This is a genomic window from Streptomyces sp. NPDC000348 (assembly GCF_042898795.1).
GTDB lineage: Bacteria > Actinomycetota > Actinomycetes > Streptomycetales > Streptomycetaceae > Streptomyces.
In genome coordinates this window covers 1-18,912 of the sequence record NZ_JBIAZD010000040.1, presented here as the reverse complement: position 1 = coordinate 18,912, position 18,912 = coordinate 1, and the positions used below count along the sequence as shown (strand labels likewise).

General features: G+C 73.7%; 13 protein-coding genes, 2 tRNA genes and 1 riboswitch. Of the genes, 8 read left to right on the top strand and 7 right to left on the bottom strand.

The features are described 5' to 3' along the window. Positions 1-237: 237 nt before the first annotated feature. Positions 238-310, top strand: a tRNA-Lys gene (locus ACFY3N_RS35980). A gap of 77 nt (positions 311-387) precedes the next feature. On the opposite strand, the gene ACFY3N_RS35975 is transcribed toward ACFY3N_RS35980, so the two are convergent. Beyond that, a complete protein-coding gene (locus ACFY3N_RS35975; RefSeq protein WP_390820992.1) occupies positions 388-660 on the bottom strand; it encodes a DUF3040 domain-containing protein in 273 nt (90 codons plus the stop codon). Positions 661-1,276: 616 nt separating this feature from the next. On the opposite strand from ACFY3N_RS35975, the gene ACFY3N_RS35970 reads away from it, so the two are divergent. From ACFY3N_RS35970 to ACFY3N_RS35960, 3 genes are all read left to right on the top strand, one after another. Beyond that, positions 1,277-2,410 carry a dihydrofolate reductase family protein gene (locus tag ACFY3N_RS35970; RefSeq protein ID WP_390820991.1) on the top strand — a complete coding sequence of 378 codons (1,134 nt, stop codon included), beginning with the start codon at positions 1,277-1,279 and terminating at the stop codon, positions 2,408-2,410. 63 nt (positions 2,411-2,473) lie between these two features. Then, positions 2,474-2,547 (top strand) — tRNA-Met (locus ACFY3N_RS35965). 301 nt (positions 2,548-2,848) lie between these two features. After that, positions 2,849-3,006: riboswitch (cyclic di-AMP (ydaO/yuaA leader) on the top strand. A 12-nt stretch (positions 3,007-3,018) separates the two neighbouring features. After that, positions 3,019-4,041 carry a M23 family metallopeptidase gene (locus ACFY3N_RS35960; protein ID WP_390820990.1) on the top strand — a complete coding sequence of 341 codons (1,023 nt, stop codon included), beginning with the start codon at positions 3,019-3,021 and terminating at the stop codon, positions 4,039-4,041. 89 nt (positions 4,042-4,130) lie between these two features. Here ACFY3N_RS35960 and ACFY3N_RS35955 read toward each other — a convergent pair whose 3' ends face one another. From ACFY3N_RS35955 to ACFY3N_RS35940, 4 genes are all read right to left on the bottom strand, one after another. Beyond that, on the bottom strand, positions 4,131-5,480 hold the full coding sequence (locus ACFY3N_RS35955; RefSeq protein WP_390820989.1) for a PrsW family intramembrane metalloprotease: 1,350 nt from the start codon (positions 5,478-5,480) through the stop codon (positions 4,131-4,133). Between the two features lie 29 nt (positions 5,481-5,509). Then, positions 5,510-6,364: a tRNA (guanosine(46)-N7)-methyltransferase TrmB gene (gene trmB, locus ACFY3N_RS35950; protein ID WP_390820988.1), complete on the bottom strand. Its 855-nt coding sequence runs from the start codon at positions 6,362-6,364 to the stop codon at positions 5,510-5,512. Between the two features lie 217 nt (positions 6,365-6,581). Next, positions 6,582-7,835 (bottom strand): L-2-hydroxyglutarate oxidase, encoded by a 1,254-nt coding sequence (gene lhgO, locus ACFY3N_RS35945; protein ID WP_390820987.1) that lies wholly within the window; start codon positions 7,833-7,835, stop codon positions 6,582-6,584. Between the two features lie 54 nt (positions 7,836-7,889). Next, the gene (locus ACFY3N_RS35940) at positions 7,890-9,314 is read right to left on the bottom strand and encodes an MFS transporter (protein ID WP_390820986.1); all 1,425 of its coding nucleotides are present in this window, start codon (positions 9,312-9,314) and stop codon (positions 7,890-7,892) included. 717 nt (positions 9,315-10,031) lie between these two features. Here ACFY3N_RS35940 and ACFY3N_RS35935 point away from each other — a divergent pair. Continuing rightward, positions 10,032-12,155 (top strand): asparagine synthase-related protein, encoded by a 2,124-nt coding sequence (locus ACFY3N_RS35935; protein ID WP_390820985.1) that lies wholly within the window; start codon positions 10,032-10,034, stop codon positions 12,153-12,155. A 102-nt stretch (positions 12,156-12,257) separates the two neighbouring features. Here ACFY3N_RS35935 and ACFY3N_RS35930 read toward each other — a convergent pair whose 3' ends face one another. Beyond that, positions 12,258-13,016 carry a TetR/AcrR family transcriptional regulator gene (locus tag ACFY3N_RS35930; protein WP_390820984.1) on the bottom strand — a complete coding sequence of 253 codons (759 nt, stop codon included), beginning with the start codon at positions 13,014-13,016 and terminating at the stop codon, positions 12,258-12,260. A gap of 378 nt (positions 13,017-13,394) precedes the next feature. Here ACFY3N_RS35930 and ACFY3N_RS35925 point away from each other — a divergent pair, with 378 nt between their 5' ends. Both ACFY3N_RS35925 and ACFY3N_RS35920 read left to right on the top strand, forming a co-directional pair. After that, complete coding sequence (locus ACFY3N_RS35925) at positions 13,395-14,774, top strand: NAD(P)/FAD-dependent oxidoreductase (protein WP_390820983.1); 1,380 nt, start codon at positions 13,395-13,397, stop codon at positions 14,772-14,774. Between the two features lie 173 nt (positions 14,775-14,947). Continuing rightward, entirely contained in the window at positions 14,948-16,597 is a 1,650-nt protein-coding gene (locus ACFY3N_RS35920; RefSeq protein WP_390820982.1) for a SpoIIE family protein phosphatase, read from the top strand. Positions 16,598-16,635: 38 nt separating this feature from the next. Here ACFY3N_RS35920 and ACFY3N_RS35915 read toward each other — a convergent pair whose 3' ends face one another. Then, entirely contained in the window at positions 16,636-17,898 is a 1,263-nt protein-coding gene (locus ACFY3N_RS35915; RefSeq protein ID WP_390820993.1) for an MFS transporter, read from the bottom strand. Positions 17,899-18,033: 135 nt separating this feature from the next. Between ACFY3N_RS35915 and ACFY3N_RS35910 the strand changes: the two genes are divergently transcribed. Continuing rightward, positions 18,034-18,582, top strand: coding sequence for a MarR family winged helix-turn-helix transcriptional regulator (locus tag ACFY3N_RS35910; protein ID WP_390820981.1), 549 nt, complete (start codon positions 18,034-18,036; stop codon positions 18,580-18,582). Positions 18,583-18,912: the final 330 nt, after the last annotated feature.

Sequence of the window (18,912 nt, the reverse complement as noted above, 5' to 3'; positions counted from 1 at the left end):
GGTCGGTCGGGCGGGGTTCACCCCCCCCGGGGGGGCCCGTGGGGCCGCGGGTTGCAACCGCCGGGGGTTTTGCCCACCCCCCCCCCGGCCCCCCCCCGGGGTTGGGGGGGGCCCCCCCCCCCCCCGGGGGGGGGGCCCCTCCCGCGTTCCGCGCGGGACACGTCCGGACCCGTCCGCGCGATACCCGATCGGAGTCCCGGCCGCGTCCGGCTATGCTCGGGGAGACAACATCGCCAGGGGCCCTTAGCTCAATTGGCAGAGCAGTGGACTTTTAATCCATTGGTTGTGGGTTCGAGTCCCACAGGGCCTACCTCCCGCAGGAGCGGCGCATCGCCTCCGACCTGCCGCGCGGCGCCCGGACCGGCTTCGGCCGGCTCGGGCGCCGCGTCATTTCCCGGGCCGCTCGTCCCGGTGCGGGTCCAGCAGCTGCACGGCGATTCCGGTGAGGACCAGGCCCGCCGCGATCAGGAGACCGTCGGGGACGACGATGCCCGCGGCGAGCATGGTCACCCCGACGGCCAGCGCGCACCAGACGCTCGTGCGCCGGTACTCACGGGGACGGGCCGGACGGCCCTCGGAGAGCGAGCGGACAAAACGGGGGTCCTCGTGTTCGAGACGGGCCGCGAGGTCGACCAGGCGCTCGTCGTCGGACTGGGGCACGGCTCCTCCTTCCCGGGGGCGGCCGCCCGGTGAGACCGTCGGCGGCCATCGCTCCGTGACGCCGGGGCGTAACCGGCCGAACCGCCGGCCTGCCGCGAACTCGGCCCGGTACAAAGGAGTTTGCCCGGGCGCCGGCGTCGTCACCCGCCCGGTGCGACGGACTCCAGCGTCGCCCACCGCCACCGGCCGCCACCATCCGTCGCGGGCCCCATCCCCCCTGGGGTCCGGTGCGTACACGGGCCGCCCGGCCGGCCGTGGTCCCCGGGGAAAGTGGGGGCTGTCACCGATGGTGCGGGGACCGCTCGGCGCACACGCCGGCTGTGACGGCCCGCGCCGCGCCCCCGGACCGCGGGCCGTCGGCCACACGCCCCGGGAGAGGCCGGGGCGAGCGGCCGGCGGCGAGGAGGCGCTACGGGGTGCCTCCGTTCCGGCCGGCCCTCCTGCCGAACGCCGTCGTGCCCCTCGTGGCCGCGGACCCGCCGGAACCCGTCACGGTGCCCGCGCCGGACCCGCTCACCGGGGCGGCCGATCGGACCCGGAACCGGCACGCGGACCGGTCGTGCCTGTTGTCAGACTGGACGCCCACAGGCCCGCCCGCCCCTGGGAGTAGGAACCGATGCCCCACCCGTACGTCCTGCTGTCCGCCGCCGTCTCCCTGGACGGCTACCTGGACGACACCGGCCCCGAGCGGCTGCTGCTGTCCGGCCCGGCCGACTTCGACCGGGTCGACGAGGTACGGGCATCCGTGGACGCCATCCTGGTCGGCGCCGGCACGATCCGCGCCGACAACCCCCGGCTGCTGGTCAACTCGCCCGGGCGGCGCGCCGCCCGCCTCGCCCGGGGCGCGGCCGAGTACCCGCTCAAGGTCACCGTCAGCGGCTCCGGCGACCTGGACCCGGCGGCCCGGTTCTGGCACACCGGCGGCGAGAAGGTCCTCTACACGACCGACGAGGGCGCCGGGCGCGCCCACGCCCTCGGTCTCGCCGCCGACGTCGTCCCGCTCGGCACCGAGCTCGACTGGCGGCTGCTGCTGGAGCACCTGTACGCCGAGCGCGGGGTCCGCCGGCTCATGGTCGAGGGCGGCGGCACGGTCCACACCCAGCTCCTCACCCAGGGGCTGGCCGACGAGCTCCAGCTGGTCCTCGCCCCGCTGTTCGTCGGTGACCCCGAGGCCCCCCGCCTCTTCGGCCCCGGCCCCTACCAGGGCGGCCGGCTGCGGCTGGTCGAGAGCCGCCCGGTGGGCGACGTCGTCCTGATGCGCTACGAGCCCACCGCCCCCGGCACCGGCCCGCTGCCCTCCGCCGCCGACCACCACTGGCTGGCCCTCGCCTGCGAGCTGGCCGCCGAGTGCCCGCCCTCCGCGACGGCGTTCAGCGTGGGCGCGGTCGTGGTGGCCGCCGACGGTACGGAGCTGGCGCGCGGCCACTCCCGGGAGGGCGGCGACCCGGTGGTGCACGCGGAGGAGGCCGCGCTCGCCAAGGCCGATCCCACGGACCCCCGGCTCGTCACCGCCACCGTGTACTCCAGCCTGGAGCCCTGCGCCCGCCGCGCGTCCCGGCCGGCACCCTGTGCCCGGCTGATCCTGGACGCGGGCGTACGGCGGGTGGTCACGGCCTGGCGCGAGCCGGACACGTTCGTGGCGGGCGCCGACGGCAGCGCGGTACTGGCGGCCGGGGGCGCCACCGTGGTCGTCCTGCCGGAGCACGAGGACCGGGCCAAGGCGCCGAACGGACATCTGCTCGGCCGCTGAACCGGGGCCGGCGATCATGGGTGTGCGCCATGTCCTGCGGATGACGTACACTGGTCTTACCGACGCGGGGTGGAGCAGCTCGGTAGCTCGCTGGGCTCATAACCCAGAGGTCGCAGGTTCAAATCCTGTCCCCGCTACTGAAGGCCGAGGGCCGGAATCCAAAGGATTCCGGCCCTCGGTGTTTTCCGCTCCCCCTTCCCGACCAACGGTCTCACCCAGAGTGAGCGATCCACCCCGCAGCGCATAACGACTGACGAACGGTCAGAAGTGATCCGTCACCTGAGGTGCGGTCAACTCGCCCGTTTTTGACCGCTCGTGGCACTTAAGTCCACGCGGAAATCGTTAAAGATCAAGAGGAACGGCTTGGAATCAGGCCCTCGCGTCTATTAACGTTCGATAACGCAGCGCGGTCGTCCCAGCCGTCACAGACGTCGGCTCCGTGCGCACGCGCCGAATCCCGCAAGGGAACCGGGGAACCACCACCATGGGGTGAATCGCGTGGATACCGCCGTGGCACCACGGCTCGTATACGCGCGTAGGAGACCTTCCCGCTCCGAACCCGTCAGCTAACCCGGTAGGCGAAGACGGAAGGAAAGGAGCACGCCCACGTGGCGTCCAACCCGCCTGCCCCCGAGGCCCCGTTCAAACCGAGCGACACCTTCGCCTACGGCGGCGTCCGCACCGACGAGGGCCCCTTCGAGGAGTGGAACCCCACCGCGGATTCCGTTCGCCCCGTACGCGGCCGGCACCGCGTCTCCAAGCAGCGCGGCGGAGGACTCGCCCGCAGCTCCACCGTCCTGGGCGTCGGCGTCATAGCGGCCGTCGGCGCCGGCGGCATGGCCAGCGCCCAGACCGGCAAGCCGCCGGTTTCGATCTCCATGCCCGACCTCCCCAACGTGGGTTCCCTCATCTCCGACGAGGAAACCACCCCCGAGGGATCGTCCACCCCCCTCAGCACCCTCGGCATGACCGCCGCCGACACCGAGCAGGGCGCCGCCGACGCCGGCGAGGCGCTGCGCGCCCGGATCATGGCGCAGGTCGAGCAGCAGCAGGACCAGGCCGAGAGCAAGGCGCAGGCCGAGGCCGTCGCCGCCGCCGAGAAGGCGGCCGCCGAGGCCGCCGCCGAGGCGGAGAAGGAGGCCGAGGCCAAGGCCAAGGCCGCCAAGGAGAAGGCGGAGGAGGAGGCCAGGAAGAAGGCCGAGGCCGAGCGCCTCGCCGAGCTGGCCAAGCAGTACGCGCTGCCGACCTCCTCGTACACCATCACCTCGACCTTCGGCCAGGCCGGCGCCTACTGGTCCTCCGGCCAGCACACCGGCCTCGACTTCGCCGCCCCCACGGGCACGCTGATCAAGGCGGTCCACACCGGCACGATCACCTCCGCCGGCTGGGACGGCTCCTACGGCTACAAGACCGTGCTCACGCTCGACGACGGCACCGAGATCTGGTACGCCCACCAGTCCTCCATCAGCGTCAGCGTCGGCCAGAAGGTCAGCACCGGCGACGTGATCGGCCGCGTCGGCTCCACCGGCAACTCCACCGGGGCCCACCTCCACCTGGAGGTCCACACCGGCGGCTCCTCCACGGGCATCGACCCGATGGCCTGGCTGCGCGACAAGGGCCTCAACCCCTGAGCACCGCACCCTGAACCCCGGCAGTCCCGGCGACGACCCCCCGACGTCAGGGCTGCCGGTCAGGTGTTCCCGGAGGCGGCGCGGACCCGTCAGGGCCGGTGGGCGTTCGGGTCGTACGCGGCGTTCGGAGGCCCGTACGGGTGCCCGTGGGGCGACTGTCCGTACGGCGGATGCCCGTAACCGCCGTACACCATCCACGGCGCCGCGGCGACCGGCACCCGGGGCGCGGTGACGCGGGCAGCGTGCTCCATCGCCGGCCGGGACGCTCCCCGCCGGTGCCACAGCCCCAGCAGCAGCTCCCGCTCCCAGGTGACGAAGTCCGGCCCCGCCCGCCCGAGCCGCCCCCGGTGCCGCAGGAACGCCAGCGACGTCGCGTACGCCTCGTACTCGGCCACCGACCGCGCCGCCGCCCTCCCGCCGTGGCGGCGCGCGTACCGCCGGGCGACGCGCCGCGCCCGCATCGAGCCCAACACGAACGGCTCCGCCGCGTCGAGCCACCCGGCGGCGGCGTACGCGGGCAGCTCCGCCCGCACGGTCCGCAGCTCCCGCTGCCGCGTCCACACCACCAGCCAGGTCAGCAGCCCGAACACCGGCACCATGAACACCGCGTACACCACGAGGAAGCCGTACCGGCCGAGCGCCGAGGAGCCGTTCCACAGCGCGTGCATGCCCATCGCGAGGAGCAGCCCGCCGAGCGGCAGCACCACGCGCCGGACCCGCTGCCGGTCCGCGGACAGCGCGGCGACGCCGAAGCCGATCCCGGTGAGCACGGTGAACAGGGGGTGCGCGAACGGCGACATCACGATGCGCACGAAGAAGGTCGCCGCGGTGACCGAGGTGATGCCGCTGTGGCCGGTGAGCCGGTCGGTGCCGAAGGCGGTGCCGAGGTAGAGGATGTTCTCGGTGAACGCGAAGCCGGTGGCGGTGACCCCGGCTATCACCACGCCGTCGAGGATCCCGGTGAAGTCGCGTCTGCGGAACAGGAACACCAGCAGGACGGCCGCGGCCTTCGCGGACTCCTCCACCACCGGCGCTATGACGGTCGAGCCCAGGGTGTCGGCGCCGGTCGGGTCGGCGGTCGCCGTCGCTATCCACCGGGTGGCGAAGCTGTTCGCGACGATCGCCATCAGCGTCGCCGCACAGGCGCCCCAGGCGAAGGAGAACAGCAGGTTCCGCCAGGGGCCGGGATCGACCCGGTCCAGCCACCGGAAGGCGGCGACGAGCAGCGGCACGGGCAGGACGGCGAGACCGAGCCCGACCAGGAACCCCCGCGTCCCGGTCTGCTCGCGCACCAGCGCGAGGATGACCAGCCCGGACAGCGTGAGCAGCGCGATCAGCGCGCCGTACCGCGCCCGGGGCCGCTGCCACCAGTGCGCGTGCCGCGGCGCTCCACCGGGGGCTGTGCCGGGAGGCGCCGGGTACGGGGGGCTGGTGGCCAAGGGGGCGACCCTCACGAGGCGGGGCTGTATCAGGCTCGGTCTGCTGCCTGCTCCTCCCGCGGTACGCGGCGGAAGAGCACGTCGTTCACGACATGACCCTTCTCCAGTCCCTGCCGCTCGAAACGGGTGAGCGGCCGGAAGGCGGGACGCGGCGCGAAACCGCCGTCCGCCCGGGTGTTCTCGAAGTCGGGGTGCGCGGTGAGCACCTCGAGCATCTGCTCCGCGTACGGCTCCCAGTCGGTGGCGCAGTGCAGCACCGCCCCCGGCGCGAGGCGGCTCGCGGCCAGGGTGAGGAATTCCGGCTGGATCAGCCGCCGCTTGTGGTGCCGCTTCTTCGGCCAGGGGTCGGGGAAGTAGACGCGCAGCCCGCCGAGCGAGCCGGGGGCGAGCATCTCGCGCAGCAGGATGATCGCGTCACCGTTGCCGACCCGTACGTTGGTCAGCCCGAGCCGGTCGGCGAGGCTGAGCAGATTGCCCTGGCCGGGGGTGTGGACGTCCACGGCGAGGAGGTTGGTGGCCGGGTCGGCGGCGGCCATCCGCGCGGTCGTCTCGCCCATGCCGAAGCCGATCTCCAGGACGACGGGGCCGTCGTTGCCGAAGAACTCCGCCAGGTCGAGCCGCCGGCTGCCGTCGATGTCGAAGCCCCAGGCGGGCCACAGCCGCTGCAGGGCGTCCGCCTGCCCGGCGGTCACCCGGCTGCGCCGCGGCTGGAAGCTCCGGATCCGCCGCTCGAAGTGGGACCCGGCGGGATCGGCCTTCGGCCCGTCCGGGAACCGGGGCTCCCCCTTGGCCCGGACATGGCGGACGGGCACCCCGGGCGCGTGCGGCGGGTCCTGGCCGGGGGAGGGACGAAGGGCTTCGGAGGCGTTAACGGTGTCAGACACAGTGCCTCCGATTTTACGGGGAGCGCGCCCCGGTCCCCGGAACGGAATCCGGAGGAGGATCCCCGCGAGGTCGGCGGGGCCGGAGGACGCCCGGGATTCCGGCCGGTACGGCCCTCCCCCGGGCCGGGATGCGCCGCTGCCGGGGTCGGCTGTGGGCGGGGTCGCGGTTCGGGGAGGCACGTGCGGGAGCGACGCGTCGGGCCGGGTCGTCCGGGGTTCAGCGCTCCGCCGTCTCCAGTGCGGCCAGCGCCCGCCGGGCGACCTCGCGGCCGATCGGCAGGGATGCCGTCGCCGCCGGCGAGGGGGCGTTCAGCACGTGGACCGCGCGGGCGGTCTCCCGGATCAGGAAGTCGTCGGCCAGGGTGCCGTCCCGCAGCACCGCCTGGGCCCGCACCCCGGCGGCCGTCGGCACCAGGTCGTCCTCCCGCACGGCGGGCAGCAGCCGGCGTACGGCCCGGGTGAAGGCCTCCTTGGACAGCGAGCGGTGCAGTTCGCCGGTGCCGTACCGCCAGTGGCGGCGGGCCAGCCGCCAGGAGCCCGGCCAGGCCAGGGTCGCCCGCAGCTCGCGCGGACGCACCGTGCGCCAGTCGTAGCCCTCGCGGGCCGTCGCCGGTACCGCGTTGGGGCCGACGTGGACGCCGCCGTCGACGCCCCGGGTGAGGTGGACGCCGAGGAAGGGGAACGCCGGGTCGGGCACCGGGTAGACCAGGCCGCGCACCAGCTCCGGCCGGGCCAGCTCGTAGTACTCGCCGCGGAACGGCACGATCCGGGCGCCGGGCTCGTCGCCGGTGCGGCGGGCGATCTCGTCGCAGTGCAGACCGGCGCAGTTCACCAGCGCCCGGCCGCGTACGACGTCGCCGGCGGCGGTCAGGACGGCGACCCCCCGGTCGGGGCGGCGGTCGACGCGTACCACCCGTGCTCCGTAGCGGATCTCCGTACCCGCCGCCCGCGCGGCCTGAGCGAGCCGGCGGGCCACCGCGGCGAAGTCGCAGACGCCGGTGGAGCCGACGTGGAGGGCCGCCAGTCCGCCGACCTCCGGCTCGTACTCCGCGATCTGCGCGCCGCACAGCTCGCGGACCGCGATGCCGTTCTCCCGGCCGCGCTGGGCCAGGGCGTGCAGCCGGGGCAGCTCCTCACGGGTCGTGGCGACGATCAGCTTGCCCGTCACCGCGTGCGGGATGTCGTGTTCCGCGCAGAACTTCACCATCTCCGCGGCGCCCGACACCGCGTACCGGGCCTTCAGCGAGCCGGGGCGGTAGTAGATGCCGCTGTGGATGACACCGCTGTTGCGCCCCGTCTGGTGCCGGGCGGGGCCGGGCTCCTTCTCCAGCACCGTGACCCGCGTGCCCGGCGCCGCACGCGCGAGCGCGTACGCCGTCGACAGGCCGACGATCCCGCCCCCGATCACCAGCACGTCGCAGTCGTACGACCGCCCCGTCACCCGCACCACCTCCCGCGTCCGATAGTGCACTGCGCCACCGACGACGCCTTCAAACCCGGAAGGCGGTCCGTGGCGCGATCCGGGTCAGGCCGTGGTCATCAGCAGCGGGCGGGCGCGCTCGCGCAGTTCGGCCACGCGGGGTTCGTCGCCGTAGGGCTCCAGACGGTGCAGGAGGTCCCGGACGTACTCGGTGGTGCGGGCGGACGAGATGCGGCCCGCGACCTCCACCGCGCGGACGCCCTGTTCACAGGCCGCGTCCAGGTTGCCCGACTCCAGTTCGGCGACGGCCGAGACGACCAGGCGCAGTCCGTGCGAGCGCACGAACTCCTCCGTCGGACTGGACAGGGCCTGCTCGGTGAAGCGGCGGACCTGGCGGGGTGCCTTCAGGTCGCGGTAGCACTCGGCGGCGTCGGCGGCGAAACGGTCGTAGGAGTAGAAGCCGAGCCAGGTCGGGTCGCTGTCGCCGGGACGGGAGCGCTCCAGCCAGCTCTCCGCCGACTTCAGGGCGGCGCCGGCCGCCTGGGCGTCTCCCGCGCGTGCGTGCGCGCGCGCCTCGACGAGGCGGAAGAAGCTCAGGGTGCGGGCGGTGGCCAGGCCCCGGTTGCGCTCCAGCGCGGCCTGGGCGAGGTCCACGCCCTCGTCGCCGAAGCCGCGGTAGGTCGCCTGCAGCGACATCGAGGCGAGTACGTAACCGCCCAGGGGGACGTCGGCCGCCGCGCGGGCCAGGCGCAGGGCCTGGATGTAGTAGCGCTGGGCCGCCTCCTGCTGGCCGGTGTCGAAGGCCATCCAGCCGGCCAGACGGGTGAGTTCGGCCGCCGCGCCGAAGAGGGAGCGGCCGACGTCGTCGGAGTAGGAGCCGAGCAGCAGCGGGGCCGCCTCGACCCGCAGGCATTCGGGAACCATCGACGAACGCCAGTCCCCCCCGCCGTACTTGGAGTCCCAGCGCCGGGCGTCCTCGGCGGCCTCCCGCAGTTTCCGCACATCGCTGTGGCCGACTTTGGCCGGTGCGCCGGAGCCGTCGGCGGGGTTCGCCTCACGCGCCACCGAACTGTCGGCCGGGGTTATCAGCCAGCGTGAGGCGGGCGTCGCGTACGCGCTCACCGCGAACGATCCGGCGAGCGACTGCCAGATGCCGCCGGAGCCGGCTCTGCGGCCGGCCAGGTCCAGCCGGTACAGCTCCGTGGCGGAGCGCACCGCCTGTCCGACGTCACGGGGGAAGGCGAGGCCCACCTCGGGTGCGGGGTCCGCGTCCGCCAGGCCGATCTCGTGCAGCGGCACGGGACGTCCCAGCTTCTGGCCGATGGCGGCGGCGATCAGGTGCGGGGCGGCGCCCTGCGGCACCATGCCCTTCGACACCCACCGCGCCACCGACGTCTTGTCGTAGCGAAGCGTCAGTCCCCGCTGGGCACCGAGGTCGTTGACGCGTCGCGCGAGACCCGCGTTGGAGATTCCCGCGAGGGCGAGAACGGCGCCGAGCTTTTCGTTCGGCCCGCGTTGCTCCCTGGACATGCGCCACCCCTCGACACAGACGGCTGCCGCGCTGGCATAACCACGCGGCATTCGTAAACCCAGCGTAGTTCGCCGCATCCCAAGCGTTAAGGGGCATTCTTCCGGATGGCGGGATTGTGGTCCGTACTGAAGTACGGTTCCGATACGCGCAGTTGCGGCGCGCTCCCGGTGTGTGGCCGTGCGCCCGTGCGTGCGCTCTTCTCCGGCCATCGCGGGAGCGGTTCCATGGTCGGTGCGTGGGTCGGCCCGCTGTACTGGATCCAGTGGGCTGGGGGACACCGCCGCCTTCATCCCCGCGGGCGGCGGAACGGTCCGGGAGGCGTGCTCCGTCTCCCGGACCGCGCGACCGCCCAGCGGTGCGCAGAGCCTGTACGGAGCGTGTTCGAGACTGACCTCACCGCTTCGATTTGGCTGAAAATAGACCTCGCCCTTCCAGGTGTATCACCGCTTCTACGCTGGTAATTGACGGCGCGTTGGGGGTTTAAGGGGCGCGTAATGGGGGCGCATTCGCGTCGTGGCGGCGGGTCCGGTGGCGCGGCGCCGGTACGGTGACTCCTCTGCGGCGGACACCTGTTCGGGGCGGGGCGGGTGTCTCCGCCGGGGCGCATTCGACGGAGCGCGTACGGCTCCGGCATCCCTCCTGAGCGCCTCCTTCATGGCAGCATGGGGAACCGGTTCGTACGGTGCACTGGTTGTCCACGGTCTGTGGAGGCGGCGATGCGGTGGTTGGTGGGGTGGAGCAGCGCCGCCGCGGGAGCCACGGGTTTCGGCCCCACCGGCTCCGCCGGCGCCACCGGGGCGGACGGCGAGACCGTGCACCCCGTGGGGTCCCAGCTGTTGTGGGGTGACCCCGATCCGCTCTGGGCGGTCGGCGACTGGCGCCCCGACGAGGTGCGGGTGGTCGAGGCCGACGGGCAGACCCGGATCGCCGTCCTCGGCACGTGCGGGGCCTCCGACGAGCAACTGCGCGTCGCCCTGTTCGCCGCGCGGGGCGGGGCGCTGCGGCATCTGACCGCCTGGCCGGGGAGCTATACGGCGGTCGTGCAGGTGGGACGCCGGGTCACCGTGTGCGGCGACCTCGCCGGTGCCCGGCCGGTCTTCCACACCCCGTGGGCGGGCGGTACGGCGTACGCGACCGCCGCGCTGCCGCTCGCCGATCTCATCGAGGCCAACCTCGACTTCGGGCACCTCGCCGCGCTGCTCGCCGCCCCCGACGTGCCGGCCGCGCTCCACGACTCCACCCCGTACGACGGCGTGAAACGCATTCCGCCGGGGCATGCGCTGATCCTGCGCGCCGGGGCGCGCGAGATCGCCGGGTACGAACCCGTCGCCTCGCTCGCCGTCGCCGCGCCGCCGGCCGACCCCGACCACGCGGTGGACGCCGTACGGGACGCGCTGGTCGAGGCCGTACGGACGCGGCTGGCCGCGCCCCGGCACGTTCCCGGCGCCGGCATCGATCCCGGGCCCGTGCCCGGGATGGGGCCCGCCGAGCGGCGGGCGGCCCGTGGCACGCCCGTACCGGGGATCGGGGCCGATCTGTCCGGCGGGCCGGCGTCCGGGACGCTGGCGCTGCTGGCCGCGGGGCTGCCCGGGATGCCGGGGACCGTGCTGGGGCACGGGGCGGGGGCGGGGGAGCGGCTGCTGGCCGTCACCTTCAACGACCTCGCGGGCGGGGCCGGCGGGGGACGGGACGACGAGGAGCTGGAGCGGGCGGGGGCGCTGGCCGCCAATCCGCGGTTGCACCATGTGGTGGTGGCCGGTGCGGAGTCGACGCTTCCGTACGTCGAGCTGGACGGGCCGCTGACGGACGAGCCCGGGCCCTCGCTGGTGTCGGCCGCGCGGCACCGGGCGCGGCTGGCGGCGGGCAGCGCGGATCACTTCACCGGGTACGGGGCGAAGCAGGTGCTGGACGCGCATCCGGCGCGGCTGGCCGATCTGCTGATGGACCGCAAGCGGCGGCATCTGGTGCGGCCGGTTGCCGCACTGGCCAAGGCGGACGGGTCCGTGATGGTTCCCGCGCGGGTGTACGCGGCCGCGCGCCGGCTGGCGCGTACGCCGTACCGGGCGGGGCTGGAGAGCCTTGCGGATCGGCTGCTCCAGCGGCGGCTGGACGATGGCGGGCCCGGGGGTGCGGCGGATGCCTCGCTGGCCGCGCTGACCTGGGGGAGACCCGGGCCGGCGGCGCGCTGGCTGACGGGTGAGGCGCTGGCTGAAGTATCGGTTCGCCTGCAGGCGTCGACGCGGCGGTCCGAGGTGGGGCCGGGGCAGCGGCCCGGTGATTTCCGGGCGCGGGCGGCGCTGGCGCGGCACGCGGCGGATCTGCGGGTGCTGGAGCAGGCGGCCGAGATCCGGTCCCAGCGGCTGCACGCGCCGTTCCTCGACAACCAGGTCGTGCGGGCGTGCCGGGCGCTGCCGGAGGCGCTGCGGGTGCAGCCGGGGGCGCGGGCGTCGATTCTGCGGTCGGTGCTGGAGGGGGCGGGGGTGCGGGAGTTGCCGGCGGGGTGGGGGGCTCCCGGGGCCGCCGGCTCGGCGGCGGCGGCGCGGACGGGGTTGCGGGTGGCGGCCGACTCGCTGGTGGCGCTGTTCGACACGCCGCTGCTGGCGGAGGCGGGGCTGGTCGAGGCGCGGGTGGTGCGCAAGGCGCTGCGGGGCGCGGCGGAGGGCGAGCCGCTGCCCCTGGACGGCCTGGCGGATCTGGTCGCTCTGGAGGTGTGGCTGCGCCGGCTGCTGGCCCGCAGGGGGACCTGCTGGACGGGCACGCCGGCCCGCCAGCGCGCGGTCCCGGGCGGAATCGCCCCCCAGCGCGGCGCCCTGGGCGCCGGCGCGGGCGGCATGCGCTGAGGCGCGGCGTCCGGTCCGGCGACCCGGCCTCGGCGCACTCCGTACGCCGAGGCACCCCGAAACACCGGCCCGCGCAGCCCCGCCACCTTTCCTGAGCCGCCCCTACGCCGGGCGCGAGCGCAAACCCTCCAGCAGGATGTCCAGCAGCCGCGCCGACGCCGCGGCCTGCTGCGCCGCATCCGGCAGGGACGGCGCCGCCGTCGCGATCACCAGCAGGACGTCCGACACCGACACATCCGGCCGGAGTTCGCCCGAGGCCCGCGCCCGGTCCACCAACTGCCCCACGACCTCCAGCAGCTGCGCCGCCCCCGTGTCGTCCTCCGCCGGCACAGCCGCCGGCGCCGCCGGTGTCTCCTGCACCAGCCGCAGCTCACCCGCCGCCTGCGTCCGCTGCTGCGGCAACCGCGCGTGGTCCGGCAGACCGTGCTCCTCCGCCACGCCCACCCGCAGCACCTGCGGCGGCAGCAACCGCCCCGCGCCGGAAGCGGCCGACGTGCGCAGGAAACGGGACAGCGCCGACCACGGCTCGTCCTCCTGGCCGAGCGCGGCCCGTGCCTGGTCGGTCAGCCGGGAGGTCTCCTCCTCGGCGATCCGCCGCACCAGGACGTCCTTGCTCGGGAAGCGCCGGTACACCGTGCCCACGCCGACCCGTGCCCGGCGCGCCACGTCCTCCATCGGCGCGCCGTAGCCCAGCTCGCCGAAGACCTCCCGCGCGGCACGCAGCACGTGCTCCAGATTGCGCTGGGCGTCCACGCGCAGCGGCGTCGTGCGCGCCCCGTCCGGGCGCCCGCCGCCCGTGGGCGCGCTCATCGTCGCGCCGGCCGTGAGAGCGGAAGACCAATGAGAGTCCTGAACATGCATGTCTATTCCCCCGGTAATGACGTCTCCCCCCGGAGACTTCTCCCCGCCATTGATGGCCGGGGCGTGTGGAGCAGGCCCGGCTTGTCGGTCCCGCCCGTCGCGAGTCCGATGAGCGCCTTCCCCCGCACCCCGTCGACAGACGAACATAGTTGAGAGGGAGTCAATTCAGAAGGGGCAGGTTCCGCACGGAGCGCCCCTCGATCGGAGTACGGGTCGTATACGTCCTGAATGTACCCCTGCGCGGAGGCAGGTTCACCATGGCTGACCTGTGAGGATTCCGGCAGGGGCGGTGAATCGGCCAACCCGGGACGCGCGCCCCTTCCGGTCACACGATTCGTCGGGGCTGTGGACAAACGCACGCGACGGGTGCGTCATGGGATGGTGAAGGAACGTGCGCGCATTCTCGTTGTCGGCGGCGGCTACGTCGGGATGTACACGGCCCTGCGTCTCCAGCGGAGACTGAAACGGGAACTCGGTCGGGGCGAGGCCGAGATCATGGTCGTCACCCCGGATCCGTACATGACGTACCAGCCCTTCCTTCCCGAAGCGGCCGCCGGCGCCATTTCCCCCCGGCACGTCGTCGTACCGCTGCGCCGTGTCCTCGACCGGTGCCGCGTCGTCATCGGCGAGGCCACCGCCATCGACCACGCCGGGCGCACCGCCACCGTCAGCACGCTCGCCACCGGCGAGGAGGGCACGGGAGGGCGGCGGGTCGCGTACGACGAACTGGTGCTCGCGCCCGGTTCCGTGTCGCGCACCCTCCCGATCCCCGGTCTCGCCGACCACGCCATCGGCTTCAAGACCGTCGAAGAGGCCATCGGCCTGCGCAACCATGTGCTGGAGCAGATGGACATCGCCTCCTCCACGCGTGACCCCGCCGTTCGTGACGCCGCCTTGACCTTCGTCTTCGTCGGGGGCGGCTACGCGGGCGTGGAGGCGCTCGGTGAGCTGGAGGACATGGCCCGTTACGCCACGCGGTACTACCACAACATCCGGCCCGAGGACATGAAGTGGATCCTCGTCGAGGCGTCCGGGCGGATCCTGCCCGAGGTCGGGGAGGAGATAGGGCGGTACACCGTCACCGAGCTGCGCCGGCGCAACATCGACGTACGCCTCGAGACCCGTCTGGAGTCCTGCGCCGACCGGGTCGCCGTGCTCAGCGACGGGTCGCGCTTTCCCGCGCGTACGGTCGTGTGGACGGCCGGGGTCAAACCGCACCCCGTCCTCGCGGCCACCGACCTGCCGCTGACCGGGCGGGGGCGGCTGAAGTGCACCGCCGAGCTGGCCGTGGACGGGGCCGCGCACGCGTGGGCCGCGGGGGACGCCGCCGCCGTCCCCGACGTCACCGCGCGGGAGCCGGGGCGGGAGTGCGCGTCCAACGCGCAGCACGCGCTCCGCCAGGCGCGGGTCCTCGGGGACAACGTCGTCCACTCCCTGCGGGGTGAACCGCTGGAGACGTACGCCTACAGGCACGCCGGTTCCGTCGCCTCCCTCGGGCTGCACAAGGGGGTCGCCCAGGTGTACGGACGCAGGCTCAAGGGCTATCCCGCCTGGTTCATGCACCGGACCTATCACCTCAGCCGGATTCCGACCTTCAACCGGAAGGCCCGGGTCGCCGCCGAGTGGACGCTCGCCGGGCTCTTCAAACGGGAGATCGTCTCGCTCGGTTCACTCGAACACCCCCGGGCGGAGTTCGAACTGGCGGCCGGTGGAAAGCCTTCCCAGGGCCCCCCGCACAACCCGAAGGGGTCGTCCTGACCGGACCCAGGAACTCCACCGGCCGGCCCGGCGTCTGACGGATGCCGGCCCGGTCGGCACCCTGCCAGACTGGTCCACCACCGCGGGCGGGCCCCCACCCACCCCGGTGCGGCCCCCGGGGCCCCGGCCGGTCCCGGTTTCCGGCCGCCGACAACTACACGAGGCAAGGATTCGTGAACTTCACGCGCTGGAGCGCCCGGCTCCCCGGAACGCAGCGCCGCGCCGCAGCGCGGAACGAGCAGGCGGTCTCCCCGGACCGGCGGGGAGAGGGCTCCGTGCCCGGGGCCCGTGCCGAACAACTCACCGACGACGTGCGGCCCGTGCCCGCCGTGGACGAGCTCGGGGTGCGGGAGGTCCTGGACCGCGTCCCCTCCCTCGTCGCCCTGGTCCACGGCCCCGACCACCGCATCGCCTACGTCAACGACGCCTACGCGGCGGCCTTCGGCGTCCGCCCGATCGGCGCCCCCGCGCGCGGCGCCCTGCCCGAACTGGAAGCACTCGGCCTGCTGCCCCTCCTCGACCAGGTCCTGCGCAGCGGCAAGCCCCGCACGGTGAAGTCCCGCAAGGCCCCCGACGGCCGCTCCTACACCTTCACCTGCACCCCGGTCACCGAGGTCGAGGGCCGTGGCGTGCTGGTCTTCGCCACCGACGTCACCGACCACGCCGAGGCCGCCGAACGCCTGCGCGCCAGCGAACGCCGCCAGCGCGAGACCGCCGTCACCCTCCAGCGCTCCCTCCTCCCCCAGGAACTGGAGGAGCCCGACGACCTGCGCGTCGCCGCCACCTACCACCCCGGCGGCACCGAGGCCGCCGTCGGCGGCGACTGGTACGACGTGATCACCCTGGGCGGCGGCCGCACCGCCCTCGTCATCGGCGACGTCATGGGACGCGGGGTGCGCGCGGCGGCGGTCATGGGGCAGCTCCGCACGGCCGTACGGGCCTACGCGCGCCTCGACCTCCCCCCGCACGAGGTGCTCCAGCTGCTCGACGGCCTCGCCATGGAGATCGACGCCAACCAGATCGCCACCTGTGTCTACGCCATCCACGACCCCAACGAGGGCCGCCTGGTGTACGCCTCCGCCGGCCACCTGCCCATCCTGGTCCGCGACGAGAACGGCACCGTCCGGCGCGCCGACGAACCGACCGGCCCCCCGCTCGGCACCGGCGGCTGGATGCACGCGTCCGGCTCCGTCCCCCTCGGCCCCGGCTCCACCGCCGTCCTCTACACGGACGGCCTGGTCGAGCGGAGGAACGAGGACCTGGACGAGGGCATCGCCGCCCTGGAGCGCGCCCTCGCCGGAGCCACCGGCAGCCCCCAGGTCGTCTGCGACCGCCTGGTCCGCTCGGCCGGGGTGACCCCGGACCACGACGACGACGTCGCCGTGCTGGTCCTCCAGCACCCCGCCCGCAAGGGCGCGGAGAGCGAGCTCTTCCGCAACGCCGCGCTGGAACTGCTCGGCGGGGTCGAGGCGGCCCCACGCGCGCGTGCCTTCGCCTCCGGCGTGCTGACCAGCTGGCGCTTCCCCGCCGAGCTGCACGACCTGGGTGTCCTGGCCACCAGCGAACTGGTCGCCAACTCGCTCCAGCACGGCACCCCGCCCATGCGGCTGCGGCTGCGCCGCACCGACCGCCGCCTGATCATCGAGGTCACCGACGGCGACGACCACCTGCCGAGGCGCCGCCGCGCGGAACCCGGCGACGAGTCCGGCCGGGGTATCGCCATCGTCGCGACGATCGCCTCCGGCTGGGGCAGCAGACGTACCCCGGGGGGCGGCAAGGCGGTCTGGTGCGAGTTCCTCCTGCCGAAGACGCCCGGCTCGTAGCAGAGCCGGGCGTACGGACGCGGGGCAGGGCGTGTGGCTCAGGCGTGCGCCGGAGCCTGCCCCGCTGCCGCGCCTCCCTGCACCACCACACGGCTCCGCGCCGCCGACGGCTGGTTCTGCACATCCGTGAGCTGCCGCCCGAGCCGCACCGCCAGCACCGTGATGCCCAGCGAGAACAGCAGGAAGACCACGACGTACGGCGCGTGCAGCGAGGCGCCCATCGGCCCGCCCACCGCCGGGCCCACGGCCAGCGCGAGCTGCTTCACCAGGGCGAACGCCGAGTTGTACTGCCCCGCCATCCCGGCCGGCGCGAGATCGGCGACCAGCGGTGCGAGCGTCGGCGACAGCATCGCCTCACCGAGCCCGAACAGCGCGTACGTCGAGATGAACGCGGCGGTCGCCATCGTCCGGCTCCCGTCGCCCAGCCCCGCGTACCCGGCCACGGCCCACGCCACGGCCCAGATCAGCCCCACGGACGCGATCACGCGCGAGCGCCTGCGCCGCTCGACGAACCGCAGCACCGCGAACTGCGCGACCACGATCACCAGGGTGTTCGCGGCCAGGGCCGTCCCCAGCGCGGAAGTGGAGATCCCGGCGGCCTCGACGCCGTACGCGCTCAGCCCCGACTCGAACTGTCCGTAGCAGGCGAAGAACAGCACGAAGCCCAGCACGCACAGCTGCACCATGGCCCGGTTGCCCAGCAACTGCTTCCAGCTGCCCCGGGCCGACTGCGCCGGAGCGCCCTCGATGCGCGGCGCGCGCGGCATCCGCGCCGTCGCCATCACCACGACCAGCAGCAGGAACATCGCCGCCTCGATCGCGAAGAGGAGGACGAAGGAGCTCGCTTCCGTGGGATCCACGAGGTGACCGCCGATGAGACCGCCGACGCCGAGCCCGAGGTTCTGCAGGAAGAACTGCATGGCGAACGCTCGCGACCGGTTCTCCGCGGTCGAGCAGTCCACGATCATCGTCGCGAGCGCCGGCTGCATCACCGCCTGCCCGGCGCCCAGCGCCGCCGCCGACAGCAGCACGGTCGCCGCACCACTCGACAGGCCCAGGCTCAGCGCCCCGACCGCGGCCGTGACCAGGGAGACGAGCAGCACCGGCAGCGGGCCGCGCCGGACGATCGCCCGTCCGGCGAACGGCAGCACGATCAGTGCGGCCACGGCGAAGACGGCGAGTACGAGACCCGCCGTCATGGCCCCCAGCCCTCGCACCTGCGCCACGTAGACGTACAGGTACGGGACCGTGAAGCCCAGCCCGAACGCGCTGAGTGCGTTGCCCACGTGGATCCGGCGCATCGCCGCGCCCCTCGCCCTGGTCACGTTCACCTCTCTCAAGTAGTTAAGAGTGAAGAGTTAGAAGCTAAAGTTCGATGCTAAAGACTACACAGAGAAGGACTTCAAGGCAAAGAGGGGGCGTGCCATACTGCGGCCATGGGCGACACCTCCGGCCTCGGCGAGCCGACACTCGAAGAGCAGATCGCCGCGTACCAGCGCGAATTCCAGGACCTCGACCCCCAGGTCGAGAAGATCGTCAGCGCGCTGTCCCGCCTGAACCGCCGCATGAACGTCGCCTACGGCCGGCAGACCGCCGAGCTCGGCATCACCAACGCCGACTGGGAGGTCCTCAAGGCCCTCGTCCTCTCCGGCGCCCCGTACCGGATGGGCCCCGGCGACCTCGCCAAGCGCCTCGGGCTGACTCCGGCCGCCATGACCCACCGGATCGACCGCATGGTCGCCGAAGGGCTGGCCAACAGGGAGCGGGACGAGACCAACCGGGTCCGCGTGATCGTGGAGCTGACCTCCGCCGGCCGCGAGAAGTGGCTCGAGGCGATGCGTCTGGCCACCGTCTTCGAGGAGGACCTCCTCCAGGACCTCGACCCGGACGAGCGGGCGACGCTGGGCGAGGTCCTCACCCGCCTGCTGCGCCGGGTGGAACACGCCCAGCCGGACGCCGGCGGGCGCCTCAGCGACCTGGACTGAAAGATCTTGGCCAGGGACGCTTGACAGCCCCCTTGCCGATCCGTAGGGTTCTTCGGGTTGCCACGGGGCCGTAACGGTTCTTCGGCAGCACCTTCCGCCGCGACTGCGGCACTCAAAACCTCAGCACGACCTCCCAGCGGGAATGATTTCGGCGTGCCCGAATTCAATTCCAATCCTCGATTTGAGGAACACCGAGAGAGTCCGCTAGGGTTTGAGACGTCGGAACGGCCCAACAGCCGCGAAGACAACCCACTCTGACTGGGAATCAGGCCCGAAAGGATCTGATAGAGTCGGAACCGCCGGAAAGGGAAACGCGGAAGCGGGAACCCG